This is a genomic window from Actinospica robiniae DSM 44927, from assembly GCF_000504285.1.
Classification (GTDB): domain Bacteria; phylum Actinomycetota; class Actinomycetes; order Streptomycetales; family Catenulisporaceae; genus Actinospica; species Actinospica robiniae.
In genome coordinates this window covers 5,682,786-5,700,089 of the sequence record NZ_KI632511.1, presented here as the reverse complement: position 1 = coordinate 5,700,089, position 17,304 = coordinate 5,682,786, and the positions used below count along the sequence as shown (strand labels likewise).

General features: G+C 70.7%; 20 protein-coding genes, 2 tRNA genes and 1 other RNA gene. 17 read left to right on the top strand and 6 right to left on the bottom strand.

The annotated features are described in order from the left end of the window. Positions 1-57: 57 nt before the first annotated feature. The 5 genes from ACTRO_RS24210 to ACTRO_RS24190 all read left to right on the top strand — a co-directional run bounded on the left by ACTRO_RS24210 (position 58) and on the right by ACTRO_RS24190 (position 4,594). Positions 58-699, top strand: coding sequence for an HD domain-containing protein (locus tag ACTRO_RS24210; RefSeq protein WP_034266542.1), 642 nt, complete (start codon positions 58-60; stop codon positions 697-699). Between the two features lie 79 nt (positions 700-778). Next, a complete protein-coding gene (locus tag ACTRO_RS24205; protein ID WP_051451308.1) occupies positions 779-1,768 on the top strand; it encodes a serine hydrolase domain-containing protein in 990 nt (329 codons plus the stop codon). A gap of 60 nt (positions 1,769-1,828) precedes the next feature. Beyond that, positions 1,829-3,382: a M48 family metalloprotease gene (locus tag ACTRO_RS24200; RefSeq protein ID WP_084316497.1), complete on the top strand. Its 1,554-nt coding sequence runs from the start codon at positions 1,829-1,831 to the stop codon at positions 3,380-3,382. Positions 3,383-3,591: 209 nt separating this feature from the next. Further along, a complete protein-coding gene (locus tag ACTRO_RS24195) occupies positions 3,592-4,332 on the top strand; it encodes a dienelactone hydrolase family protein (protein WP_034266539.1) in 741 nt (246 codons plus the stop codon). Between the two features lie 4 nt (positions 4,333-4,336). Then, positions 4,337-4,594, top strand: a complete 258-nt coding sequence (locus ACTRO_RS24190) for a DUF6295 family protein (RefSeq protein ID WP_034266538.1) — start codon at positions 4,337-4,339, stop codon at positions 4,592-4,594. 82 nt (positions 4,595-4,676) lie between these two features. On the opposite strand, the gene ACTRO_RS43805 is transcribed toward ACTRO_RS24190, so the two are convergent. The 3 genes from ACTRO_RS43805 to upp form a co-directional block, all read right to left on the bottom strand. After that, positions 4,677-5,498, bottom strand: coding sequence for a PH domain-containing protein (locus ACTRO_RS43805; protein WP_051451307.1), 822 nt, complete (start codon positions 5,496-5,498; stop codon positions 4,677-4,679). A gap of 8 nt (positions 5,499-5,506) precedes the next feature. Further along, positions 5,507-5,674 carry a hypothetical protein gene (locus tag ACTRO_RS47420; protein WP_157436395.1) on the bottom strand — a complete coding sequence of 56 codons (168 nt, stop codon included), beginning with the start codon at positions 5,672-5,674 and terminating at the stop codon, positions 5,507-5,509. A 352-nt stretch (positions 5,675-6,026) separates the two neighbouring features. Further along, complete coding sequence (gene upp / locus ACTRO_RS24180) at positions 6,027-6,665, bottom strand: uracil phosphoribosyltransferase (RefSeq protein WP_034266537.1); 639 nt, start codon at positions 6,663-6,665, stop codon at positions 6,027-6,029. Between the two features lie 118 nt (positions 6,666-6,783). On the opposite strand from upp, the gene ACTRO_RS24175 reads away from it, so the two are divergent. From ACTRO_RS24175 to ACTRO_RS24155, 5 genes are all read left to right on the top strand, one after another. Then, positions 6,784-7,008, top strand: coding sequence for a hypothetical protein (locus ACTRO_RS24175; RefSeq protein WP_051452488.1), 225 nt, complete (start codon positions 6,784-6,786; stop codon positions 7,006-7,008). Positions 7,009-7,152: 144 nt separating this feature from the next. Further along, complete coding sequence (locus ACTRO_RS24170) at positions 7,153-7,674, top strand: tRNA adenosine deaminase-associated protein (RefSeq protein WP_051451306.1); 522 nt, start codon at positions 7,153-7,155, stop codon at positions 7,672-7,674. A 76-nt stretch (positions 7,675-7,750) separates the two neighbouring features. Continuing rightward, the gene (locus ACTRO_RS24165; protein ID WP_034266536.1) at positions 7,751-8,350 is read left to right on the top strand and encodes a tRNA adenosine deaminase-associated protein; all 600 of its coding nucleotides are present in this window, start codon (positions 7,751-7,753) and stop codon (positions 8,348-8,350) included. 104 nt (positions 8,351-8,454) lie between these two features. After that, a complete protein-coding gene (locus ACTRO_RS24160; RefSeq protein WP_034266535.1) occupies positions 8,455-8,895 on the top strand; it encodes a nucleoside deaminase in 441 nt (146 codons plus the stop codon). Positions 8,896-8,905: 10 nt separating this feature from the next. Then, positions 8,906-8,990: transfer RNA gene (locus ACTRO_RS24155), tRNA-Ser, on the top strand. 110 nt (positions 8,991-9,100) lie between these two features. Here ACTRO_RS24155 and ACTRO_RS43800 read toward each other — a convergent pair. From ACTRO_RS43800 to ACTRO_RS24140, 3 genes are all read right to left on the bottom strand, one after another. Further along, entirely contained in the window at positions 9,101-9,829 is a 729-nt protein-coding gene (locus ACTRO_RS43800; protein ID WP_051451305.1) for a LytR C-terminal domain-containing protein, read from the bottom strand. A gap of 34 nt (positions 9,830-9,863) precedes the next feature. Continuing rightward, positions 9,864-10,160 (bottom strand): type II toxin-antitoxin system VapB family antitoxin, encoded by a 297-nt coding sequence (locus ACTRO_RS24145; RefSeq protein WP_034266534.1) that lies wholly within the window; start codon positions 10,158-10,160, stop codon positions 9,864-9,866. A gap of 194 nt (positions 10,161-10,354) precedes the next feature. Beyond that, positions 10,355-10,439: transfer RNA gene (locus ACTRO_RS24140), tRNA-Ser, on the bottom strand. A gap of 63 nt (positions 10,440-10,502) precedes the next feature. Between ACTRO_RS24140 and ffs the strand changes: the two genes are divergently transcribed. From ffs to ACTRO_RS24110, 7 genes are all read left to right on the top strand, one after another. Continuing rightward, positions 10,503-10,599, top strand: an RNA gene (gene ffs / locus ACTRO_RS44930) — signal recognition particle sRNA small type. Positions 10,600-10,633: 34 nt separating this feature from the next. Continuing rightward, positions 10,634-12,877, top strand: a complete 2,244-nt coding sequence (locus ACTRO_RS24135) for a DNA polymerase III subunit gamma and tau (protein ID WP_034266531.1) — start codon at positions 10,634-10,636, stop codon at positions 12,875-12,877. A gap of 126 nt (positions 12,878-13,003) precedes the next feature. Next, positions 13,004-13,339 carry a YbaB/EbfC family nucleoid-associated protein gene (locus ACTRO_RS24130; protein WP_034266528.1) on the top strand — a complete coding sequence of 112 codons (336 nt, stop codon included), beginning with the start codon at positions 13,004-13,006 and terminating at the stop codon, positions 13,337-13,339. Between the two features lie 31 nt (positions 13,340-13,370). After that, positions 13,371-13,982 carry a recombination mediator RecR gene (recR, locus tag ACTRO_RS24125; protein WP_034266526.1) on the top strand — a complete coding sequence of 204 codons (612 nt, stop codon included), beginning with the start codon at positions 13,371-13,373 and terminating at the stop codon, positions 13,980-13,982. Next, positions 13,975-14,508, top strand: a complete 534-nt coding sequence (locus ACTRO_RS24120; RefSeq protein ID WP_051451303.1) for a DUF5063 domain-containing protein — start codon at positions 13,975-13,977, stop codon at positions 14,506-14,508. Before recR ends, ACTRO_RS24120 begins: the two co-directional genes overlap by 8 nt. Positions 14,509-14,750: 242 nt before the next feature. Further along, positions 14,751-16,016: an aspartate kinase gene (locus ACTRO_RS24115; RefSeq protein ID WP_034276471.1), complete on the top strand. Its 1,266-nt coding sequence runs from the start codon at positions 14,751-14,753 to the stop codon at positions 16,014-16,016. 79 nt (positions 16,017-16,095) lie between these two features. After that, positions 16,096-17,166: an aspartate-semialdehyde dehydrogenase gene (locus tag ACTRO_RS24110; protein ID WP_034266524.1), complete on the top strand. Its 1,071-nt coding sequence runs from the start codon at positions 16,096-16,098 to the stop codon at positions 17,164-17,166. The last annotated feature ends 138 nt before the right edge of the window (positions 17,167-17,304 follow it).

The following is a 17,304-nucleotide window of genomic DNA, read 5'->3' as shown; positions in this document are numbered from 1 at the left end:
GATACGTGTCATCTGTGCCACTGTCGGTGCCAATCCGCAGCTCATAGCGTTGTGGCCATGACTTCCATCCCTGCCTTCCCCGACACCCCGGCTGCGCAGCATGCGAGCGACTACGTCCGGGCGTGCGTCACCGAATCCGTCGCGAACCACAGTTTCCGCTGCTACTTGTTCGCGATGCTCATCGCCGAACGGGACGGCATGCAGCCGGGATCCGAGTTCGACCCGGAACTGCTGTTCCTCGCATGCGTCCTGCACGACCTCGGTACCTCGCCCGAGGCACGAGGTGGCCAGCGCTTCGAACTCGACGGCGCGGACATGGCCGCGGAACTGTTGACCCGCCAGGGTTTCGGCGCCAAGGAGGTGGACGTCGTCTGGGAAGCGATCGCCCTGCACTCGACGCCGACCATTCCCGAGCGCCGGGGTCCGATTGCGGCCCTCACCCGACGCGGCGTCGGCATGGACTTCGGCGTCGCGGCGGAGATCGTGAAGGAGGACCAAGCCGTGGCGATCCACGCGCGGTTCCCTCGCCTGCGGATGGCTTCGTCGCTCGCGGACGTGATCGCACGGCATGCGGCGCGCGCTCCGGAGAACGCGCCGCCGCTGACGATCGCTGCAGAGATCGTGCAGGGGCGGGCGAAGGATCCGGACGGGCTGAGCGGCATGGAGCGGATGGCGCTGGCGTCGCGGTGGGGTAGCTGACGTAGCTGATGTCCTGCGGGCCGCCGGTTCCCTGAAAACGCGGACTCCCGGAAACGGTGCGGCGTGCGATCATCTCGTCATGCGTGCCAAACGGTTCGGCGTGCTCTCTCAAACTCTCCCGGGCTTCAGCGGCGCCGTACTGGTGACGCGCGAGAATCGGGTGGTCCTGCGTGAAGCCGTGGGCGTCGCCGACTCTGTGACCGGTGAACCGCTCGCGCCGGATTCGATCTTCCAGATCTGTTCCGTCAGCAAGCAGATCACCGCGGTTGCGGCCCTCGTCTTGTGCGAGGACGGCGTCCTCGACCTGCGCGCGCCGATAAGTCGCTGGATCGTCGAGGCGCCGCCGAGCTGGAGGCAGATCACGCTGCATCACCTGCTCAGCAACACTTCGGGGCTCGGGCACTGGGACGTCGTGCCCGGATTCGACGCGCTGCATTCCTTGGGCGTCGACGAGTACGTCAGCCGGCTTGCCGAGCAGCCGTTGCTGTTCGCCCCCGGCACCAAGTGGAGCTACAGCAGCCCCGGCTTCATGCTCGCCGCGCTCGCCATCGAGAGGGCGAGCGGCGAGGCGTACGGCGGCTTTCTGCAGCGGCGTATCTTCGAGCCGCTAGGCATGGCATCTACCAGTGCTGGCGTACCGCTTCGGACCCCGGCGCGCGGTCACGTAGGCGGTCAGCCGGGCGACGCGCTCGCTTTCGTGCGTCTTCCCGGTGCTGGCGACGTGTGGTCCACGGTCGATGACCTCGCTCGGTTCGCCGCCGCATTCGACGCCGGAGAGCTGTTCGGCAACGAGTCATGTCGGCTCGCTACGACCGCCCACTCTCGCTTGCCCAGCACGACTTCGGCCTGGCCCGATGCGCTGATGAGAGGCGGGTACGGATACGGATGCGTCGTCGGCTCGCTGCTCGGGCACAGCGTGCGCTACCACCCCGGCGACAACCCGGGGTTTCGTGCGCTCCAAGTCCGCGTTCCCGACCTCGACTTCTCGGTTGTCATCCTCAGCAATCAGGATGAGACCGACATCGACGCGGCGGGCCAACGCCTCATCACATGCCTGGCTGACGCATGACCGTTCCAGGTCCCGTGGCCGCTCACCCGCTGCTAACCTCTCCGCGAAAGGGCGGGGAGAATGAGCATAGGTTTACGCGCTGCTGCAGCCGTCATGCTGCTGATTGGTTTCTACGTCCTGGGTGTCGGGCTGCTCGTTGTGGTGGTGGGCCTGGATGCGCTCATGCTCTACGGCAACGCCCTTGTGCTCCTGCTGTTCGGGCTGCCTCTGAGCGGCGCGGCGTTCATCGTGGTGGTCCGGGCGTTCTACGCCTCGCTGCTGCTGGGCTCCGGTAAGGTCTCGGGCGTCTCAGTACTCGAGTCCGAGCATTCCGACCTGTGGGCGGCGGTCCGTGCTGCGGCCGACGCTGCCGGGACGGCGGCGCCGACGTTCCTGTGGATCGATTCTCGGTTCAATGCGGCCGTGTTCGAGCGGACGCGGTGGCTCGGTCTGCGTTCCGGCCAGCGGCATCTGATCATCGGCGCGCCGATGCTGGTCGCGTTGTCGCCGACCAAGCTCGATGCGGTCCTGGCGCACGAGTTCGGCCACTTCGCCGGTCGTGACACGCGGCTGCTGCCTGTGGTCATGCGCGGCCGGGCAGGCTTGGCCAGCGCTCTGGACACGGCTGCCGGCTTCGCGGCCGACGCGAAGAGCGGCGGGTGGATGCTGCGAGGGCAACCGCTGATCTACGCGTTAGTCCGGGCTTACGCAGTGCGCTTCCTCACCGCCACCCAGAAAGTCAGTCGCGCCCAGGAGTACGCGGCCGACCGGATCAGCGCCGAACTGTGCGGGCGCGATGTCGCAGCCGACACGTTGGCCGAGATGTCGGCGTACCGAGCTGCTTACCGACACTTCCGGACCTGGTTCGCCGACGCCGGTACCGGCTTCGGCCTCGTGCCGCACCCGAACACGCTGTTCGCCGGCTTCGGTTCGATGCTCGACGAGTCGAACTGGCGGGACGTCGTCGAATCGGAGCGCGACGCTCCTTCGCCGAAGAAGTCTTCGGCGTTCGACTCCCACCCGCCGATCGCAGAGCGCGTTGCCGCGCTTCGCGCTCTGCCGGACGACGGCCGTACCCAGGACACATCCCGCGGCCGAGCCGTCGATTCCTTCGCCGGTACCTACGACCTGCTCGAAGCAGTCGCCGGCCTCGAGCCGCAGCACCTTGAGAAGCGTCGAGTGGATTGGGACGTGCTGGCCGACACAGTCGCCAGGGCACATGCACGCAAAGCCGCACAGCCTCTTGTGGATGCTTTGCACCTGATCAAAGGCGCGCCACCTGTCCTGGCGGATTTCTTCGATCAGATCGAGGCCGGTCAGATGGAACTGGTGCACTACCGCCTGCTGACTCCGGCGCAGCTGCGCTACGCATCGACCGGGACGACGGTGGTCCATGAGATCGGCGCGAGAGCCTTGGCATCCACGCTGCCGGCCTGGGTGATGGTCGAACTCGCCGATGCCGGACTGGTGCGGTGGACGCATTCCTGGTCCAAGGTGGCGGTCTTGAAGGTGGACGGGGCGCCTGCGGATATTGATAAAGCGCTTGCCGCTCTTCTCGCCGCAGCGCCGTCCGCTGCCGCTCCCGCTGCCGGGCGGCTTCGCGAGATCTTGAGGGGCACGCGCATTGCCGTATGAACGCGGCGGATCGTCAGGCCTTCACCGAATGCCGGGCGTATGGGCAGCGTGGTTCGACTGTCGAGTCCGACGGTCCGGCCGCGCCGCCTGGCCCCGCCGCCTGGTCTGACGACCGTGGTCCTCGACCGGCCGGGTCGGTCGGACGACTCTCGGTCACCACGCTGTGGCGCAGTTGCTGAGCCTGCCTAAATAGTCTAAGACTGGTGGCCATGAGCGATGCCTTCCTCTCCCAGACCATCACCATGACCGCCGACGGCGACGAGATCGAGGCGTACGCCGCCTTGGTCCAGGACTCCGCGCCGCGCGGCGGGGTGGTCGTGATCCACCACCTGCCCGGCTACGACGATGAGACCAAGGAGATCGTCCGCCGCTTCGGCTCGATGGGCTACAACGCCGTCATGCCGAACCTCTACTGGCGCGACGCGCCGGGCGCCTCGCCCGACGACGCGGCTGCCGCGGGCCGGGCCAAGGGGGGCGTGCCGGACGAGCGTCTGATCGCGGACGTGGCCGGCGCGGCGGACTTCCTCCGCGCGCTGCCGAACGCCAACGGCAAGGTCGGCGTCATCGGCTACTGCTCGGGCGGCCGGCAGAGCGTGCTCTCGGCCTGCTCGCTGGAGCTGGACGCGGCGGTGGACAACTACGGCGCCTTCGTCGTGGGCACGCCGCCGGACGGCTTCCCGCTCAAGGTCAAGCCGCTCTACGACATCCTCGGCGACCTGTCCTGCCCGCTGCTCGGCCTGTTCGGCGCGGACGACCAGTACCCGTCCCAGGAGCATGTGGCCGAGCTCGAGGGCCTGCTGGCCGAGCACGGCAAGGAGTTCGAGTTCCACAACTACGAGGGCGCCGGGCACGCCTTCTTCGCCGTCAACCGGCCCGCGTTCCGGCCCGAGGCGGCCAAGGACGGCTGGGAGAAGATCAACGCCTTCTTCGGCAAGCACCTGGGGGCCTAGTCCCGTGTGCACCTACATCATCGAGAAGGCCGCGGCCGAGGGCAGCGCCAAGGGTCCGGACGGCTGGTTCACGGTGACCGACGCGACGGTCTCCTACGACCATCCGGTGCACGCCTCGGCCGAGCACACGCTGAACATCGATTTCCTCAACCCCGGCAAGGGCGCTTCGGCCCGGGTCGCGGTGGAGCTGACCGCCGAGAGCGCGCGCGAGCTGATCGCCGCGATCCAGCGCACGCTCGAGCAGGTTCCGCCGGGACTGTGATCTCCGCCGGGACCGAGATCCCGAGCCGGTAGCAGCGCAGCGGCAGCACCGCGCCGTCGCAGGCGAGACGCGGACGGGCTTTTCAGCCGTCCATCTCGCCGGCCACGGTGATGTTGCTCGGCGGGCCCGCGGGCGTCTCGCCGGCGCGCGGGGCCTGCGCTATCTGGCCGGAGAGGGCTATCTTCTTCGGCTTCGGCGGGCCGGAGGCGCCCCAGAGCAGGTGCGAGATCTGCAGGTAGGTGTTGTCCGGGCTGCCGACGTAGGGGATCTTGCCGAGGTTGACCGCCGCGCCGGGCACCTGCAGGTCGAAGGTGCCGTAGCCGAGGGCGCGGCCCAGCGCGGTGCGCTGGTAGATCATGTCCGTCAGCTTGGGCAGCGGCAGCGACTTCACCTGCTGGTTGACGATCCCCTCGGCCACCATCAGCCGCTTGTTCGTCAGGATCAGGTAGCGGTTCCAGTACCGGGCGAACTGCAGCAGCGCCCAGAAGCCGAAGGCGCCGAGCACGCACCACAGCAGCGTCGCCACGCCCTTGGTCTTGCCGACGTAGCCGCACAGGGCCAGCACTCCGGCCGTCAGCACCACCGCGAACAGCCGTCCGCTGGCAGAACCCTTATAGAAGCCTGTCAGGGTCTTGTAATCCCAGATGGTGGTCAGGGCCCAGGCGGCCCACAGGATCCACAGCCCGATCACCACTTCGCGGGCGTTGCCGCCGCCGCTGGAGTGCACCGCCACGGCGGCGAAGCTGGTGATGGCCAGTCCCACGGCCACCACCGCTCCGGGTTCGAGCAGCACCGCCCAGTGGAACCTGCGGTGGAAGACCACTTCCTCGGTCGGATCCAGATACTTGCGTATGGAGCCAGGAGCCTGGGTGGCCGGAACCCGGGAGAAGTCGGTCGACGCCATCGAGCCCCTCAGGCGTTCGAGTGGAAGGAGAACACTGAGAAGAGGCTGTGGATCGTGTCGGAGATGAAGTTGAAGGCGTTGCCGACCAGTCGGGTCGAGTCCGAGGGGTCGTGCACTATATAGAAGAGCAGGAAGATCACGATGCCCCACTGGATGGCGGGCTTTGCCTTCGGCATGGGCCTCTCCTCGTCCCCTCCGACTCCTGATGGTCCGGTACCAGCGTAGCCTGATTATCCGTCTGGTATCGGCGGCTCGGCGAGACGCGCCGACCGCCTCCCGCCAAGGGTTCCACTACGAGCACCTACCCGAGGCGCGGGTGGGTGGAAACCGGTACCGGGGTCACAATCGGACGTGCCGTCAGCCGCCGATCGCGCCCCCCGGCCCGGTGGCCGGGAGGCCTTCCGGCCAATCATCGAGGTCTGCGACGTGCGGGTGAGTCAAGGCTCTGGTTCGAACCCCCGCGCCCCCCGGAGGCGGGCGCCGACGGAATCGGCCCGTCGCGGCGGGCGGGGCGCGGCCGCGGCCGGCTCAGACGACGCCGTAGAGCCGGTCGCCCGCGTCGCCCAGGCCCGGCACGATGAAGCCCTGCTCGTTGAGCCGCTCGTCGATGGCCGCTGTGACGATGGTCACCGGCACGCGGCAGTCGCCCAGCGCCTTCTCCATCGTGGCGATGCCCTCCGGCGCGGCCAGCAGGCAGATCGCGGTGATGTCGTCCGCGCCGCGGTCGGCCAGCAGGTTCACCGCGGCGATCAGGGTGCCGCCGGTGGCCAGCATCGGGTCGAGCACGTAGCACTGGCGCCCGGCCAGGTCGTCCGGCATGCGGGTGGCGTAGGTGGACGGGGTCAGGGTGCCCTCGTCCCGCACCATGCCGAGGAAGCCGACCTCGGCCGTGGGCAGCAGCCGGACCATGCCGTCGAGCATGCCGAGGCCGGCTCGCAGGATCGGCACCACCAGCGGCTTGGGCGAGGTCAGCCGGACGCCCTGGGTGGCGGCCACCGGCGTCTCGAGCTCCACCGGGGAGACGCGCACGTCCCGGGTCGCCTCGTACGCCAGCAGCGTCACGAGTTCGTCCGCTAGCCGGCGGAAGGTCGGCGAGTCGGTCTGCCGATCGCGCAGCGTGGTGAGCTTGTGGGCGATCAGGGGGTGGTCGGCGACGTGGATGCGCATGCCGAAGAGTCTACGGCCCCGCAGGTGGCGCGCTTCGGGCTTGCCCTCTGGGCTGAGCGCGGTAGGGTCGAAGAGGGAAGATCACGAATCGATATCGCCAGTACCAGGCGAGGTGACGATGAGTACGACGGGACCGCGGAACAAGGGCGGGCAGACGGGCGGCACGGCGAAGACGAGGAACGTTCAGGGGGATGAGGCCGCCGCGCCACCGGAGCGGGGCATGCGCCGGGCCATATTCCTGGCCGAGCTGGCCGAGGCGCGCGAGCTGCGCAGGCGGGTCGCGCCGCGCCGGGCCAAGGCTCAGGAGATGCACGCCAGGCTGCTCCGTACGTTCCGGTACTGACCCGCCCGACTGATCTGCGTCCTGCGGCGCACTCCATGCGCCGCAACCAGTGCCGCCGCGCGCCTCTTTCTGCGACGATGCCAGTGAGCAGACCCCGTCGGCGACGGCGGGGCGCGGGCGGCGCGAGAGGCCGGAAGGACGCGGATGGCACTGGCCGGGCAGGCCTCGTTCGACGAGAGCCTCGTCGACTTCGCGGTGGTCGTCTTCCAGGAGGACGGCCGCTGGGCGGCGGCTCCGCTGCCCCCGCACGTCGGCGCCGACCTCGACCTGTTCGCGGCGGCCGTGCGCCAGCAACTGTCCGAGGGCCCGATCCTGGGCCTGCTCGGCCTCGGCGACGAGTACTTCATCGCGCTGCGGCTGGTCGGCGGCCGGGAGCTGCTGTTCATCTCCGAGCGCTCCGCGGCCGAGGACGACGCGGTGGCCCGGCAGGTGCTCGACCGGCTCGCGCCGGAACTCGCGGACGGCTCGGGGCCGGCCGGGGACGAGGAGCTGTTCGCAGACCTCGGTCTCGACTCCTTCGAGCTCGGACTGGCCTGCGAGCAGCTGTTGGATGAACGAGCGCTGCGATTGACCGACCTGGTGGCACACTTGGCTGGGCGCATCGGATTCGCACGCCAGTTCACTGATTGCGTGCGCCCGGGATACGACACGGTGGACGGATACTGAAGTGGGCCCGCGTCGTCGCGAGGTGCCGCGGGCAGTGAAGAAGAGTACGTCGGAGTGAGGGGAGAGTGGGCAGGTCGTGGCCTATTTCGCAGCTCTGCTAGCGCGCTACGCGGACGAATGGCAGGCGCGTGATGTCGACTTGGACGAGGTCGACGACGGCATGGGCCTCGTCGAGTTCATCCGCGAGGCGGCCGAGGACGAGGAACCGGACACCGCCGTGCTCCTGCTCGAGCAGGAGGACGTGTGGTTCGCCCTGGTCCGGCTTGATATCGACGAGGATCCCCGGGTGTTCGCCGGGGACCTGGCGGCGGTGCGCCGGTCCGGCTACGCGGACCTGCTCACCGCGGACTCCCTGCCTCCGCTCGCCCCGGACGGCACGCCGCTCGAGCCGGTCCCGCACGCCGAGGCGGAGGCGGACGACGAGGACGACGACGAGGACGCGGAGGTGGACCTCGACGGGGCCGAGGAGCTCGACGAGGTCGCCGTCGACGAGGAGGAGTACACCGGTCCGGCCGCGCCGAGCGGTCCCGCCGGAGACGCCAACCTGCTCGCCGACTTCGGGCTCAGCGCCAAGGACCTGATCGCGCTGTGCGGCGGTCGCCTCGTCCCGGCCGACGCGCTGGCCGAGATCGCCGGGGTGCTCGGCGCGGCCGAGGAGCTCGAGGCGGTCCGCTGACCGCTACCGGGCCGGCCGGGCCCGAGCCGGGCCCCGGCGGTCCGAGGGGCGCGGCGCGCCCCGGTGCCCTGCCGGCCTGGCTGGTCGAGCGGTACGCGGGCTGGATGGCCGGCGCCCTGGCGCAGGCGCGGCTCGCCCCGGCCGGCGGCGACGTGCCCATCGGCGCCGTGGTGGTGGACCGCGACGGCCGGGTGCTCGGCCGCGGCCACAACGTGCGCGAGGCCGAGGGCGACCCCGTCGGCCACGCGGAGGTGCTCGCGCTGCGCGAGGCCGGCCGGGCCGTGGGCTCCTGGCGGCTGGCCGGCGCCTCCCTCGTGGTCACCCTCGAGCCCTGCGCCATGTGCGCCGGCGCCGCCGTGCTGGCCCGGGTCGAGCGGATCGTCTACGGCGCGGCGGATCCGAAGGCCGGCGCGGTCGGCTCGCTCTGGGATCTGCCGCGTGATCAGCGCCTGAACCACCGCCCTGAGGTGGTCCCGGGCATCCTCGCGGAGGAGTCGGCGGCGCTGCTGGATAAGTTTTTCGCCTCCAGGCGCCCCATCGGGTAGTGTTCTCCCCGGTGACGTGTCCGAGCGGCCTAAGGAGAACGCCTCGAAAGCGTTTGTGGTGCAAGCCACCGGGGGTTCAAATCCCCCCGTCACCGCTGATGAGAGCCGGTAGCCCCTTGATGGGGATACCGGCTCTCATGCTTCCCGGCGAGCTCGGATCTGGCGGCTCGTCATCTCGAATGGCCGTAAGGCGCCTCCTACGGCCCTACTGCGCGCACCCGGAGTCCGGGGCCGCCTCGGCGTGCGCGCTCGCGTTGGCCATCGCGACCGCCGCGCGGAGCGCCGCGTCCGCCTGCTCGGTGCTGGCGAGGTCGGCGAAGCCGTTGCCCAGCACCAGGTCCACGCTCGGGTCCGTCCGGTTGTCGGTCCGGATCTGCGCTCCGGGCACCTCCGCCGCGACCTGGCGCAGCTCGTCGAGGTTCGACTTGGCGCCGCGGACCTGGGCCGAGACGGCCAGCTTCGACTTCAACGGGTCGTTGGTGACCTGGCCGATGACGAAGCCGCGCAGCTTGAGCTGGTTGGCCGTGTTGGCGGCCAGACCGCGGCGGTCGGTGGAGTTGTAGACGTTCAGGGTGAACTTGGGTGTGCCGTCGGAGGACAGCGCCGCACCGGACACCGGGGGCGTGGCGGCGGTGCTGGGCGGGTCGGCCGCGCGCACCGAGCCGGCCTTGCAGGCGTCGGTGCCCGAGGACGGCGCGGTGACCAGGTTGACCAGGCCGTACGCGCCTACGCCGGTGATCAGCAGTCCGGACAATACGAACCCGATGGTCCGGCGGCGGCGCCGGGTGCGGTTTCGGAAGGGCACGTAGGGCGCGTCCAGGCCCACCCGGAACCTCTTGCCGCCGATCTCGCCGGGCGGCCGTACGGCGTGTTCCGAGGCCGGCATCGCGACGGCGTAAGGGTCCTGATCCTCCGGCGGGGTGTTCGCGTCCATGTACGGAACGTACCCGAGCGGATACCTGAAGTATTCACAGATCGAGGTCAAGTACGCGCGCATGGAGTACTGTGCGCTGCTGCAGCGCCGCGCGCACGGCCCGGTGCAGGCCGTCCTCCAGGTAGAACTCGCCGTGCCACTTGACCACGTGGGCGAACAGGTCGCCGTAGAAGGTGGAGTCGTCGGCGAGCAGGGCGTCGAGGTCCAGCTGCCGCTTGGTGGTGACGAGCTGGTCGAGCCGGATCTGGCGCGGCGAGACCTCGGCCCAGCCGCGGTGGGTGCGGCCGTGCTCGGGGTAGGGACGGCCCTCACCGACTCGTTTGAAGATCACCGTTGCCCTTCCGACCCGCCGCACTGCCTTTGCCGAAGCCTTGAGTATGTCTGCCAGAATCCCGCGACCGCCGCCGCGCGCGCAACCGCGATGGTGCGCCATGCCACCTTCGGGGCCGGCCCCGGGCGGTTTTCGGCCCATTGACGAAACAGCCCCTGACCATTGCTTTCGCAGGTCAGGGGCTGTCCCTGGGGCGGAGGATACGAGATTTGAACTCGTGAGGGGTTGCCCCCAACACGCTTTCCAAGCGTGCGCCCTAGGCCACTAGGCGAATCCTCCGTGGGGTAGCTTACCCGACGATCGGGGGTGCTCCGCCACTCTGATTTCTGGGCTATCCTGTTCCCGGACCCCTCGTGTGGCGTCATCCCACCGAACCCCCCCAGGGCAGGAATGCAGCAAGGGTAGGCAGGCTCTGGCGGGTGCGCGAGGGGTCTTTCGCATTGTTGTCGGCGGAAGCGGCTAGGCTCACAAGCGTGTCGCTAGCGCTCTACCGCCGGTATCGCCCCGAGACCTTCGAAGAGGTCATCGGGCAGGAGCACGTGACCGGACCGCTGCAGCAGGCGCTGCGCAACCAGCGGGTCAATCACGCCTATCTCTTCAGCGGGCCGCGCGGGTGCGGCAAGACCACCAGCGCGCGCATCCTGGCGCGCTGCCTGAACTGCGAGCAGGGGCCGACGCCGACGCCGTGCGGCGTGTGCAGGTCCTGTGTGGGCCTGGCCCGCGGGGCGGCGGGGTCGCTCGACGTGATCGAGATCGACGCGGCCTCGCACGGCGGTGTGGACGACGCGCGGGATCTGCGCGAGCGGGCGTTCTTCGCGCCGGTCGAGTCGCGCTACAAGATCTACATCCTGGACGAGGCCCACATGGTGAGCTCGGCCGGGTTCAACGCGCTGCTCAAGGTGGTCGAGGAGCCTCCGCCGCACCTCAAGTTCATCTTCGCGACCACGGAGCCGGAAAAGGTCATCGGCACCATCCGCTCGCGTACGCATCACTACCCCTTCCGGCTGGTCCCGCCCGGCACGTTGCGCGACTACCTGGCGCACCTGTGCGAGCAGGAGCAGATCAAGGTCGAGCCCGAGGTGCTGCCGCTGGTCGTGCGGGCGGGGGCGGGGTCGGTGCGCGACTCCCTCTCGGTCATGGACCAGCTGCTGGCCGGCGCGGACGAGAACGGCGTGAGCTACCAGGCCGCCGCCGCGCTGCTCGGCTACACCGACTCGGCGCTGCTCGACGAGGCGGTCTCCGCGCTCGCGGCCCGCTCCGGCGCCGCCGCGTTCGAGATCGTCGACCGCGTGGTCGAGGGCGGGCACGACCCGCGCCGCTTCCTCGGCGACCTGCTCGAGCGGCTGCGCGACCTGCTCATCCTGCAGGCGGTGCCGGACGCCGCGGGCAAGGGCCTGATCTCGGTGCCGGCCGACCGGATGGCCCGGATGTCCGAGCAGGCCGCGGGCTTCGGCCAGGCCGAGCTCTCCCGGGCCGCGGACCTGGCCAACACCGGGCTCACCGAGATGCGCGGCGCCACCGCGCCCCGGCTGCTGCTCGAACTCGTCTTCGCGCGGATCCTGTTGCCCGGCGCCGAGGATTCCGCCCGGGCCATGGCGACGCGGCTGGAACGGCTCGAGCGCTTCGGCGCCACCGCGGCGGCGGCTCCGGCCGGGTACGTGCCCGCGCCGGGCGCCGCGGCCGAGCAACCCCCGGCGCAGCCCGCCGCGGCCGCCCCGGTGCCCGCCGCGATGGCCGCGCCGGCCCCGGCGCCGCCGGCTCCCGCCCCGCCCTCCTCGACGCTCGGCGCCGCACCGTGGCGCGAGCCCGCGGCCCCGGCCGCCCCCGCCGCGGCGGCGCCGTCCGCCGGCCCCGCGCCGAGTGCGTCGCCCGCGCCCGCGGGCGACGTGTCCGCCATACGCGCCCGCTGGCCCGAGATCCTCGAGCTGGTGAAGTCGCAGAGCCGGGTCGCCTGGACCATGATCTCGGCCAACGCCAACGTGGTCGGGGTCGAGGGGCGGGTGCTGCAGATCGGCTTCAACAGCGCCGGCCTGCGCGACAGCTTCGCCGGGTCCAACCGCGAGGAGACGCTGCGTCAGGTGCTGCGCCAGATCTTCGGCGGCGAGTGGCGGATCGACGCGCTCGTCGATCCGGGCGCCGGGTCGGGATCGGGGCAGAGCCAGGGATTCGGGCCGGGCGGCGGGCCGGGGCACGGCGGCCCGGGCTTCGGGTCCGGCGGCCCGGCGGCACCGGGTCCGGCGAGCCAGGGCTTCGGCTCGGGTCCGGCCGCCCAGAATCCGAGTGCGGGCCCGGCTTCCGGCGGTTTCGGCGCCCCGTCGCAGAACGCTGCGCCGCAGGCCGCCGCGCCCGCGTCGGCGATGCCCGCGGCCGGCCCCGAAGCGCGCATCGACGGGCCGGGTACGCCCCCGACCCATCCGCCGCCGGACCGGCCCGCTCCGGGCGCGCCGTACGCCGCCGGCTCCGCCGCGGCCCCGGCCATGCCCCCGGCTCCGAACGTCTCTTCGGCCGTGTCCGCCGCCACCGCGCCGCCGGCCCAGTCCAGGCCACCCCTCGCCACGGCGCCCGAGCCGGCCGAGGAGGAGGACCCGTTCGAGGCGGGTCTGGTGCGGATGGACGACCGGGCCGCGGTCAGCCTCGGCCCCGGTCCCTCGGCCCGCGACCTGCTGGTTCGGGAGCTCGGCGCCAACCTGCTCGAGGAGATGCAGGGCACTGATTGAGACGGGCCGCCCGCAGCCGCACAAGCTCCGGGCCCCGTAGGCTCGTCGAGACAGGGACCGGCCGCCTCCCGCGGCCGCCGCACGGAAGACAAGGGAGCGACGACGGTGTTTCCAGAAGGATTCGACATGGGAGCGCTGGTCCAGCAGGCCCAGCAGATGCAGGAGCAGATGCTGGCGGCGCAGCAGGAGCTGGGCGAGCAGACGGTGACCGGCAGCGCCGGCGGCGGCCTGGTCGAGGCCACGGTCAGCGGACTCGGCGAGATCAAGGGTCTGAAGATCTCGCCGGAGGCGGCCGACCCGCAGGACACCGAGACCCTTGCCGACCTGATCATCGCGGCCATCCACGACGCGAACCGGAAGTCCGACGCGCTGCAGCAGGACAAGCTCGGCCCGCTCTCGCAGCTGGGCCAGGGCGGCGGCCTCGGCGGCCCGGGCGGCGCCTCGTTCCCGCTGGGCTTCTAGGCCCTCGGGCGAATCGACAAGAAGGATCGGCATGTACGAGGGCGTGGTCCAGGACCTGATCGACGAGTTGGGCAGGCTGCCCGGCGTGGGGCCGAAAAGCGCCCAGCGGATAGCCTTCCACGTGCTCCAGACCGATCCGGTGGACGTCAAGCGGCTGGCCGAGGTGCTGGTGCGGGTTAAGGACACGGTGCGCTTCTGCGAGGTCTGCGGGAACGTGGCGGCCGGCGAACGCTGCCGGATCTGCCTGGACGAGCGCCGGGATCCGACCGTGCTGTGCGTGGTCGAGGAGTCCAAGGACGTGGTCGCGATCGAGAAGACCCGCGAGTTCCGCGGGCGCTACCACGTGCTGGGCGGCGCGCTCTCCCCGATCGAGGGGATCGGACCGGACGAATTGCGGGTACGCGAACTCATGGCCCGGCTCGCCGACGGCGTGGTGACCGAGCTGATCCTGGCCACCGACCCCAATATGGAAGGCGAGGCCACCGCCAGCTTCCTGGCCCGCATGGTCAGGCCGCTGACCGCGGACGGCACGCTGCGGGTGACCCGGCTCGCCTCCGGCCTGCCGGTGGGCGGGGACCTCGAATACGCCGATGAAGTCACCCTGGGCCGCGCGTTCGCCGGAAGAAGGAAGATCGATGGCTGATATCGCAACGCTGGACGACGATCTGGCCGAGTTCACCTCCGCCATCGCCGACCAGGTGGAGTCCTTCCTGGTGGCGGTCCGCGCGGTGGCCCGCGGCGAGGCCGCGGCCTCGGCCGTCTCCATGCTGCTGCTCGAGGTGTCCCAGCTGCTGCTGGCCGGCGGCCGCCTCGGCGCGATCGCGGACGTCATCCCGGAGGAGCGGTTCGAGGAGGACCCGGGTCCGGACCCGGACCTCGACGAGCTGCGCGACCAGCTCGCGCTGCTGCTCGACCCCTGCGACAGCTACCGGGAGGTGTTCGACCCGCTCGCGGTGCCCACCGAGGTGGAGACCAGGCGGATCTCGGACGATCTCGCCTCCACCGTGGCTGATCTGGCGCACGGCCTGACCCACTTCCGGGCCGGGCGCGAGACCGAAGCGCTGTGGTGGTGGCAGTTCTCGTACTTGTCCGGTTGGGGCCCGGCCGCCTCGGCCGCCCTGCGCGCGCTGCACTCGATCGTGGCCGGCTCCCGGCTGCAGGGGACCTGAGCCACTCAGCATTACGGAGTCGTCGCACTGGGTAACCCGGCGTCGCTCGCGAACGCCGCCCCCGCCGGCCCGGCCGAGGCGGCGGCGCCCACCAGGCGGAACGAACGGGACATCCCGACGCCAGGCCGGATACGATGGGCGCGCCTCTCGGTTCGTCGGAGCACGCCAGTAGACGTGCGCGGCCGGGAGAGGCGTCGCCGGGTCAGTAGGCCCGGGGCGCACGAGAGAGTTTGGAGCTCACGGTGAGCCTTGTCGTACAGAAGTACGGTGGCTCCTCGGTGGCCGATGCGGAGAGCATCAAGCGCGTAGCCAAGCGGATCGTCGCGGCCAAGCGCGCCGGAAACGAGGTCGTGGTCGTCGTCTCCGCCATGGGAGACACCACCGACGAGCTGATCGACCTCGCCCAGCAGGTGTCCCCGCTGCCGGAAGGCCGCGAACTGGACATGCTGCTCACCTCCGGCGAGCGGATCTCGATGGCGCTGCTGGCGATGGCGATCGGGTCGCTCGGGGTCGAAGCCCGTTCCTTCACCGGTTCCCAGGCCGGGGTCATCACCGACCGGGTGCACAACCGGGCCCGGATCATCCGGGTCACCCCGGGCCGCATCCACAAGGCGCTGGAAGAGGGCGCGATCGCGATCGTGGCCGGCTTCCAGGGCGTCTCGCACGACACCAAGGACATCACCACGCTCGGCCGGGGCGGCTCGGACACCACCGCGGTGGCGCTGGCCGCCGCCATGGGCGCGGAGGTCTGCGAGATCTACACCGACGTGGACGGGGTCTACACCGCCGATCCGCGCCTGGTCCCGACCGCGCGCAAGCTGCCGGCCGTCCGGTACGAGGAGATGCTCGAGCTCGCCGCGTCCGGCGCCAAGATCCTGCATCTGCGCTGCGTCGAATACGCCCGCCGGTTCGACGTCCCCATTCACGTAAGGTCCTCCTTCTCCACGCTGGAGGGCACCTGGATCCGCAACACCGCCGAAGGAGCCGAGATGGAGCAGGCGATCATCGCCGGGGTCGCCCACGACACCAGCGAGGCGAAGATCACCGTGGTCGGCGTCCCGGACAAGCCGGGCGAGGCCGCCCGCATCTTCCGGGCCGTGGCCGACGCCGAGATCAACATCGACATGGTGGTGCAGAACGTCTCCGCCGCCGCGACCGGCCTGACCGACATCTCCTTCACCCTGCCCAAGACCGACGGGGCCAAGGCGATGAGCCTGCTGGACAAGCTCAAGGAGCACATCGGCTTCGACTCGCTGGCCTACGACGACCAGATCGCCAAGGTCTCGCTGATCGGCGCCGGCATGAAGTCGCACCCCGGGGTGACCGCCTCCTTCTTCGAGGCCCTCGCCCAGGCCGGGGTGAACGCGGAGATGATCTCCACCAGCGAGATCCGCATCTCCGTGGTCTGCCGCGCGGACAGCGTCAAGCCGGCGGTCGCGGCCATCCACACCGCCTTCGACCTCGACACGGACGACGAGGCCGTGGTCTACGCCGGGACGGGCCGATAGCCATGAACGAGCTTGCGAGTGAATCGATGAGCACAGTGCCTGCGCGAATGCGCCGACCGAGCGCTAGCGAGGTAGCGTCATGAACCAGTACACGAAGAAGCTGCCGACCCTCGCCGTGGTCGGCGCCACCGGTGCCGTCGGCACCGTGATGCTCGAGATCCTCTCCACCCGGCAGAACGTCTGGGGCGAGATCCGGCTGATCGCCTCGGCCCGGTCGGCGGGCAAGCTGCTGACCGTGCGCGGCGAGCAGATCCCGGTGGTGGCCCTGAGCGAAGAGGCCTTCGACGGCGTGGACGTCGCGATGTTCGACGTGCCGGACGAGGTCTCGGCGCAGTGGGGCCCGGTCGCGGCGGCGCGCGGCGCGGTCGTGGTGGACAACTCCGGCGCGTTCCGGATGGACCCGGACGTCCCGCTGGTGGTGCCGGAGGTCAACCCGGCGGCGGCGCGGCAGCGTCCGCGCGGGATCATCTCGAACCCGAACTGCACCACGCTCTCGATGATCGTGGCGATGGGCGCGCTGCACGCCGAGTTCGGGCTGACCAAGCTCGTCGTCTCCTCCTACCAGGCGGCCTCGGGCGCCGGGCAGGCCGGCATCGACACGCTGCGCGACCAGCTGGCCAAGGTCTCCGCGACGCCGAACCTGGGCACCGCCCCGGGTGACCTGCGCCGCGCGGTCGGCGACCTCGGGCCGTTCCCGGCGCCGCTGGCGCTGAACGTGGTGCCGTGGGCCGGCTCGCTCAAGGACGACGGCTGGTCCTCCGAGGAGCTGAAGGTGCGCAACGAGTCGCGCAAGATCCTCGGCCTGCCGGAGCTGAAGGTCTCGGCCACCTGCGTGCGGGTGCCGGTGATCACCACCCACTCGCTGGCGGTGCACGCCTCCTTCGAGCGCGAGATCACCGCGGACCAGGCCCGCGCGGTGCTGCGGGACGCGCCGGGGATAGTGCTGTGCGACGACCCGGCCAACGGCGAGTTCCCCACGCCCAACGACGTGGTCGGCACCGACCCGACCTGGGTCGGGCGGATCCGGCAGTCGCTGGACGAGCCGAACGAGCTCGAGCTGTTCGTGTGCGGGGACAACCTGCGCAAGGGCGCCGCGCTGAACACCGCCCAGATCGCCGAGCTGATCGCCGCGGAGCTGACGGAGATCTAGCCGAGATCAGCGCCCTGCGTCCAACCCCCCGCCGGTTCACTCCTGCGGGGGGTTTTTCTCTTGTCCGGGCGCGCGCGGGCGGATGCCGGTGCCATCCTTGGCACTCGTGGAAGCCCCCGACAGTCCATCCCCAAGAGC

Excerpts from the sequence above, each read along its gene's own strand:
- ACTRO_RS24210 (WP_034266542.1), top strand. The coding sequence starts at position 58 with ATGACTTCCATCCCTGCCTTCCCCGACACCCCGGCTGCGCAGCATGCG.
- ACTRO_RS24205 (WP_051451308.1), top strand. The coding sequence starts at position 779 with ATGCGTGCCAAACGGTTCGGCGTGCTCTCTCAAACTCTCCCGGGCTTC.
- ACTRO_RS24200 (WP_084316497.1), top strand. The coding sequence starts at position 1,829 with ATGAGCATAGGTTTACGCGCTGCTGCAGCCGTCATGCTGCTGATTGGT.
- ACTRO_RS24195 (WP_034266539.1), top strand. The coding sequence starts at position 3,592 with ATGAGCGATGCCTTCCTCTCCCAGACCATCACCATGACCGCCGACGGC.
- ACTRO_RS43805 (WP_051451307.1), bottom strand. The coding sequence starts at position 5,498 with ATGGCGTCGACCGACTTCTCCCGGGTTCCGGCCACCCAGGCTCCTGGC.
- ACTRO_RS47420 (WP_157436395.1), bottom strand. The coding sequence starts at position 5,674 with ATGCCGAAGGCAAAGCCCGCCATCCAGTGGGGCATCGTGATCTTCCTG.
- upp (WP_034266537.1), bottom strand. The coding sequence starts at position 6,665 with ATGCGCATCCACGTCGCCGACCACCCCCTGATCGCCCACAAGCTCACC.
- ACTRO_RS24175 (WP_051452488.1), top strand. The coding sequence starts at position 6,784 with ATGAGTACGACGGGACCGCGGAACAAGGGCGGGCAGACGGGCGGCACG.
- ACTRO_RS24170 (WP_051451306.1), top strand. The coding sequence starts at position 7,153 with ATGGCACTGGCCGGGCAGGCCTCGTTCGACGAGAGCCTCGTCGACTTC.
- ACTRO_RS24160 (WP_034266535.1), top strand. The coding sequence starts at position 8,455 with ATGGCCGGCGCCCTGGCGCAGGCGCGGCTCGCCCCGGCCGGCGGCGAC.
- ACTRO_RS43800 (WP_051451305.1), bottom strand. The coding sequence starts at position 9,829 with ATGGACGCGAACACCCCGCCGGAGGATCAGGACCCTTACGCCGTCGCG.
- ACTRO_RS24130 (WP_034266528.1), top strand. The coding sequence starts at position 13,004 with ATGGGAGCGCTGGTCCAGCAGGCCCAGCAGATGCAGGAGCAGATGCTG.
- recR (WP_034266526.1), top strand. The coding sequence starts at position 13,371 with ATGTACGAGGGCGTGGTCCAGGACCTGATCGACGAGTTGGGCAGGCTG.
- ACTRO_RS24120 (WP_051451303.1), top strand. The coding sequence starts at position 13,975 with ATGGCTGATATCGCAACGCTGGACGACGATCTGGCCGAGTTCACCTCC.
- ACTRO_RS24110 (WP_034266524.1), top strand. The coding sequence starts at position 16,096 with ATGAACCAGTACACGAAGAAGCTGCCGACCCTCGCCGTGGTCGGCGCC.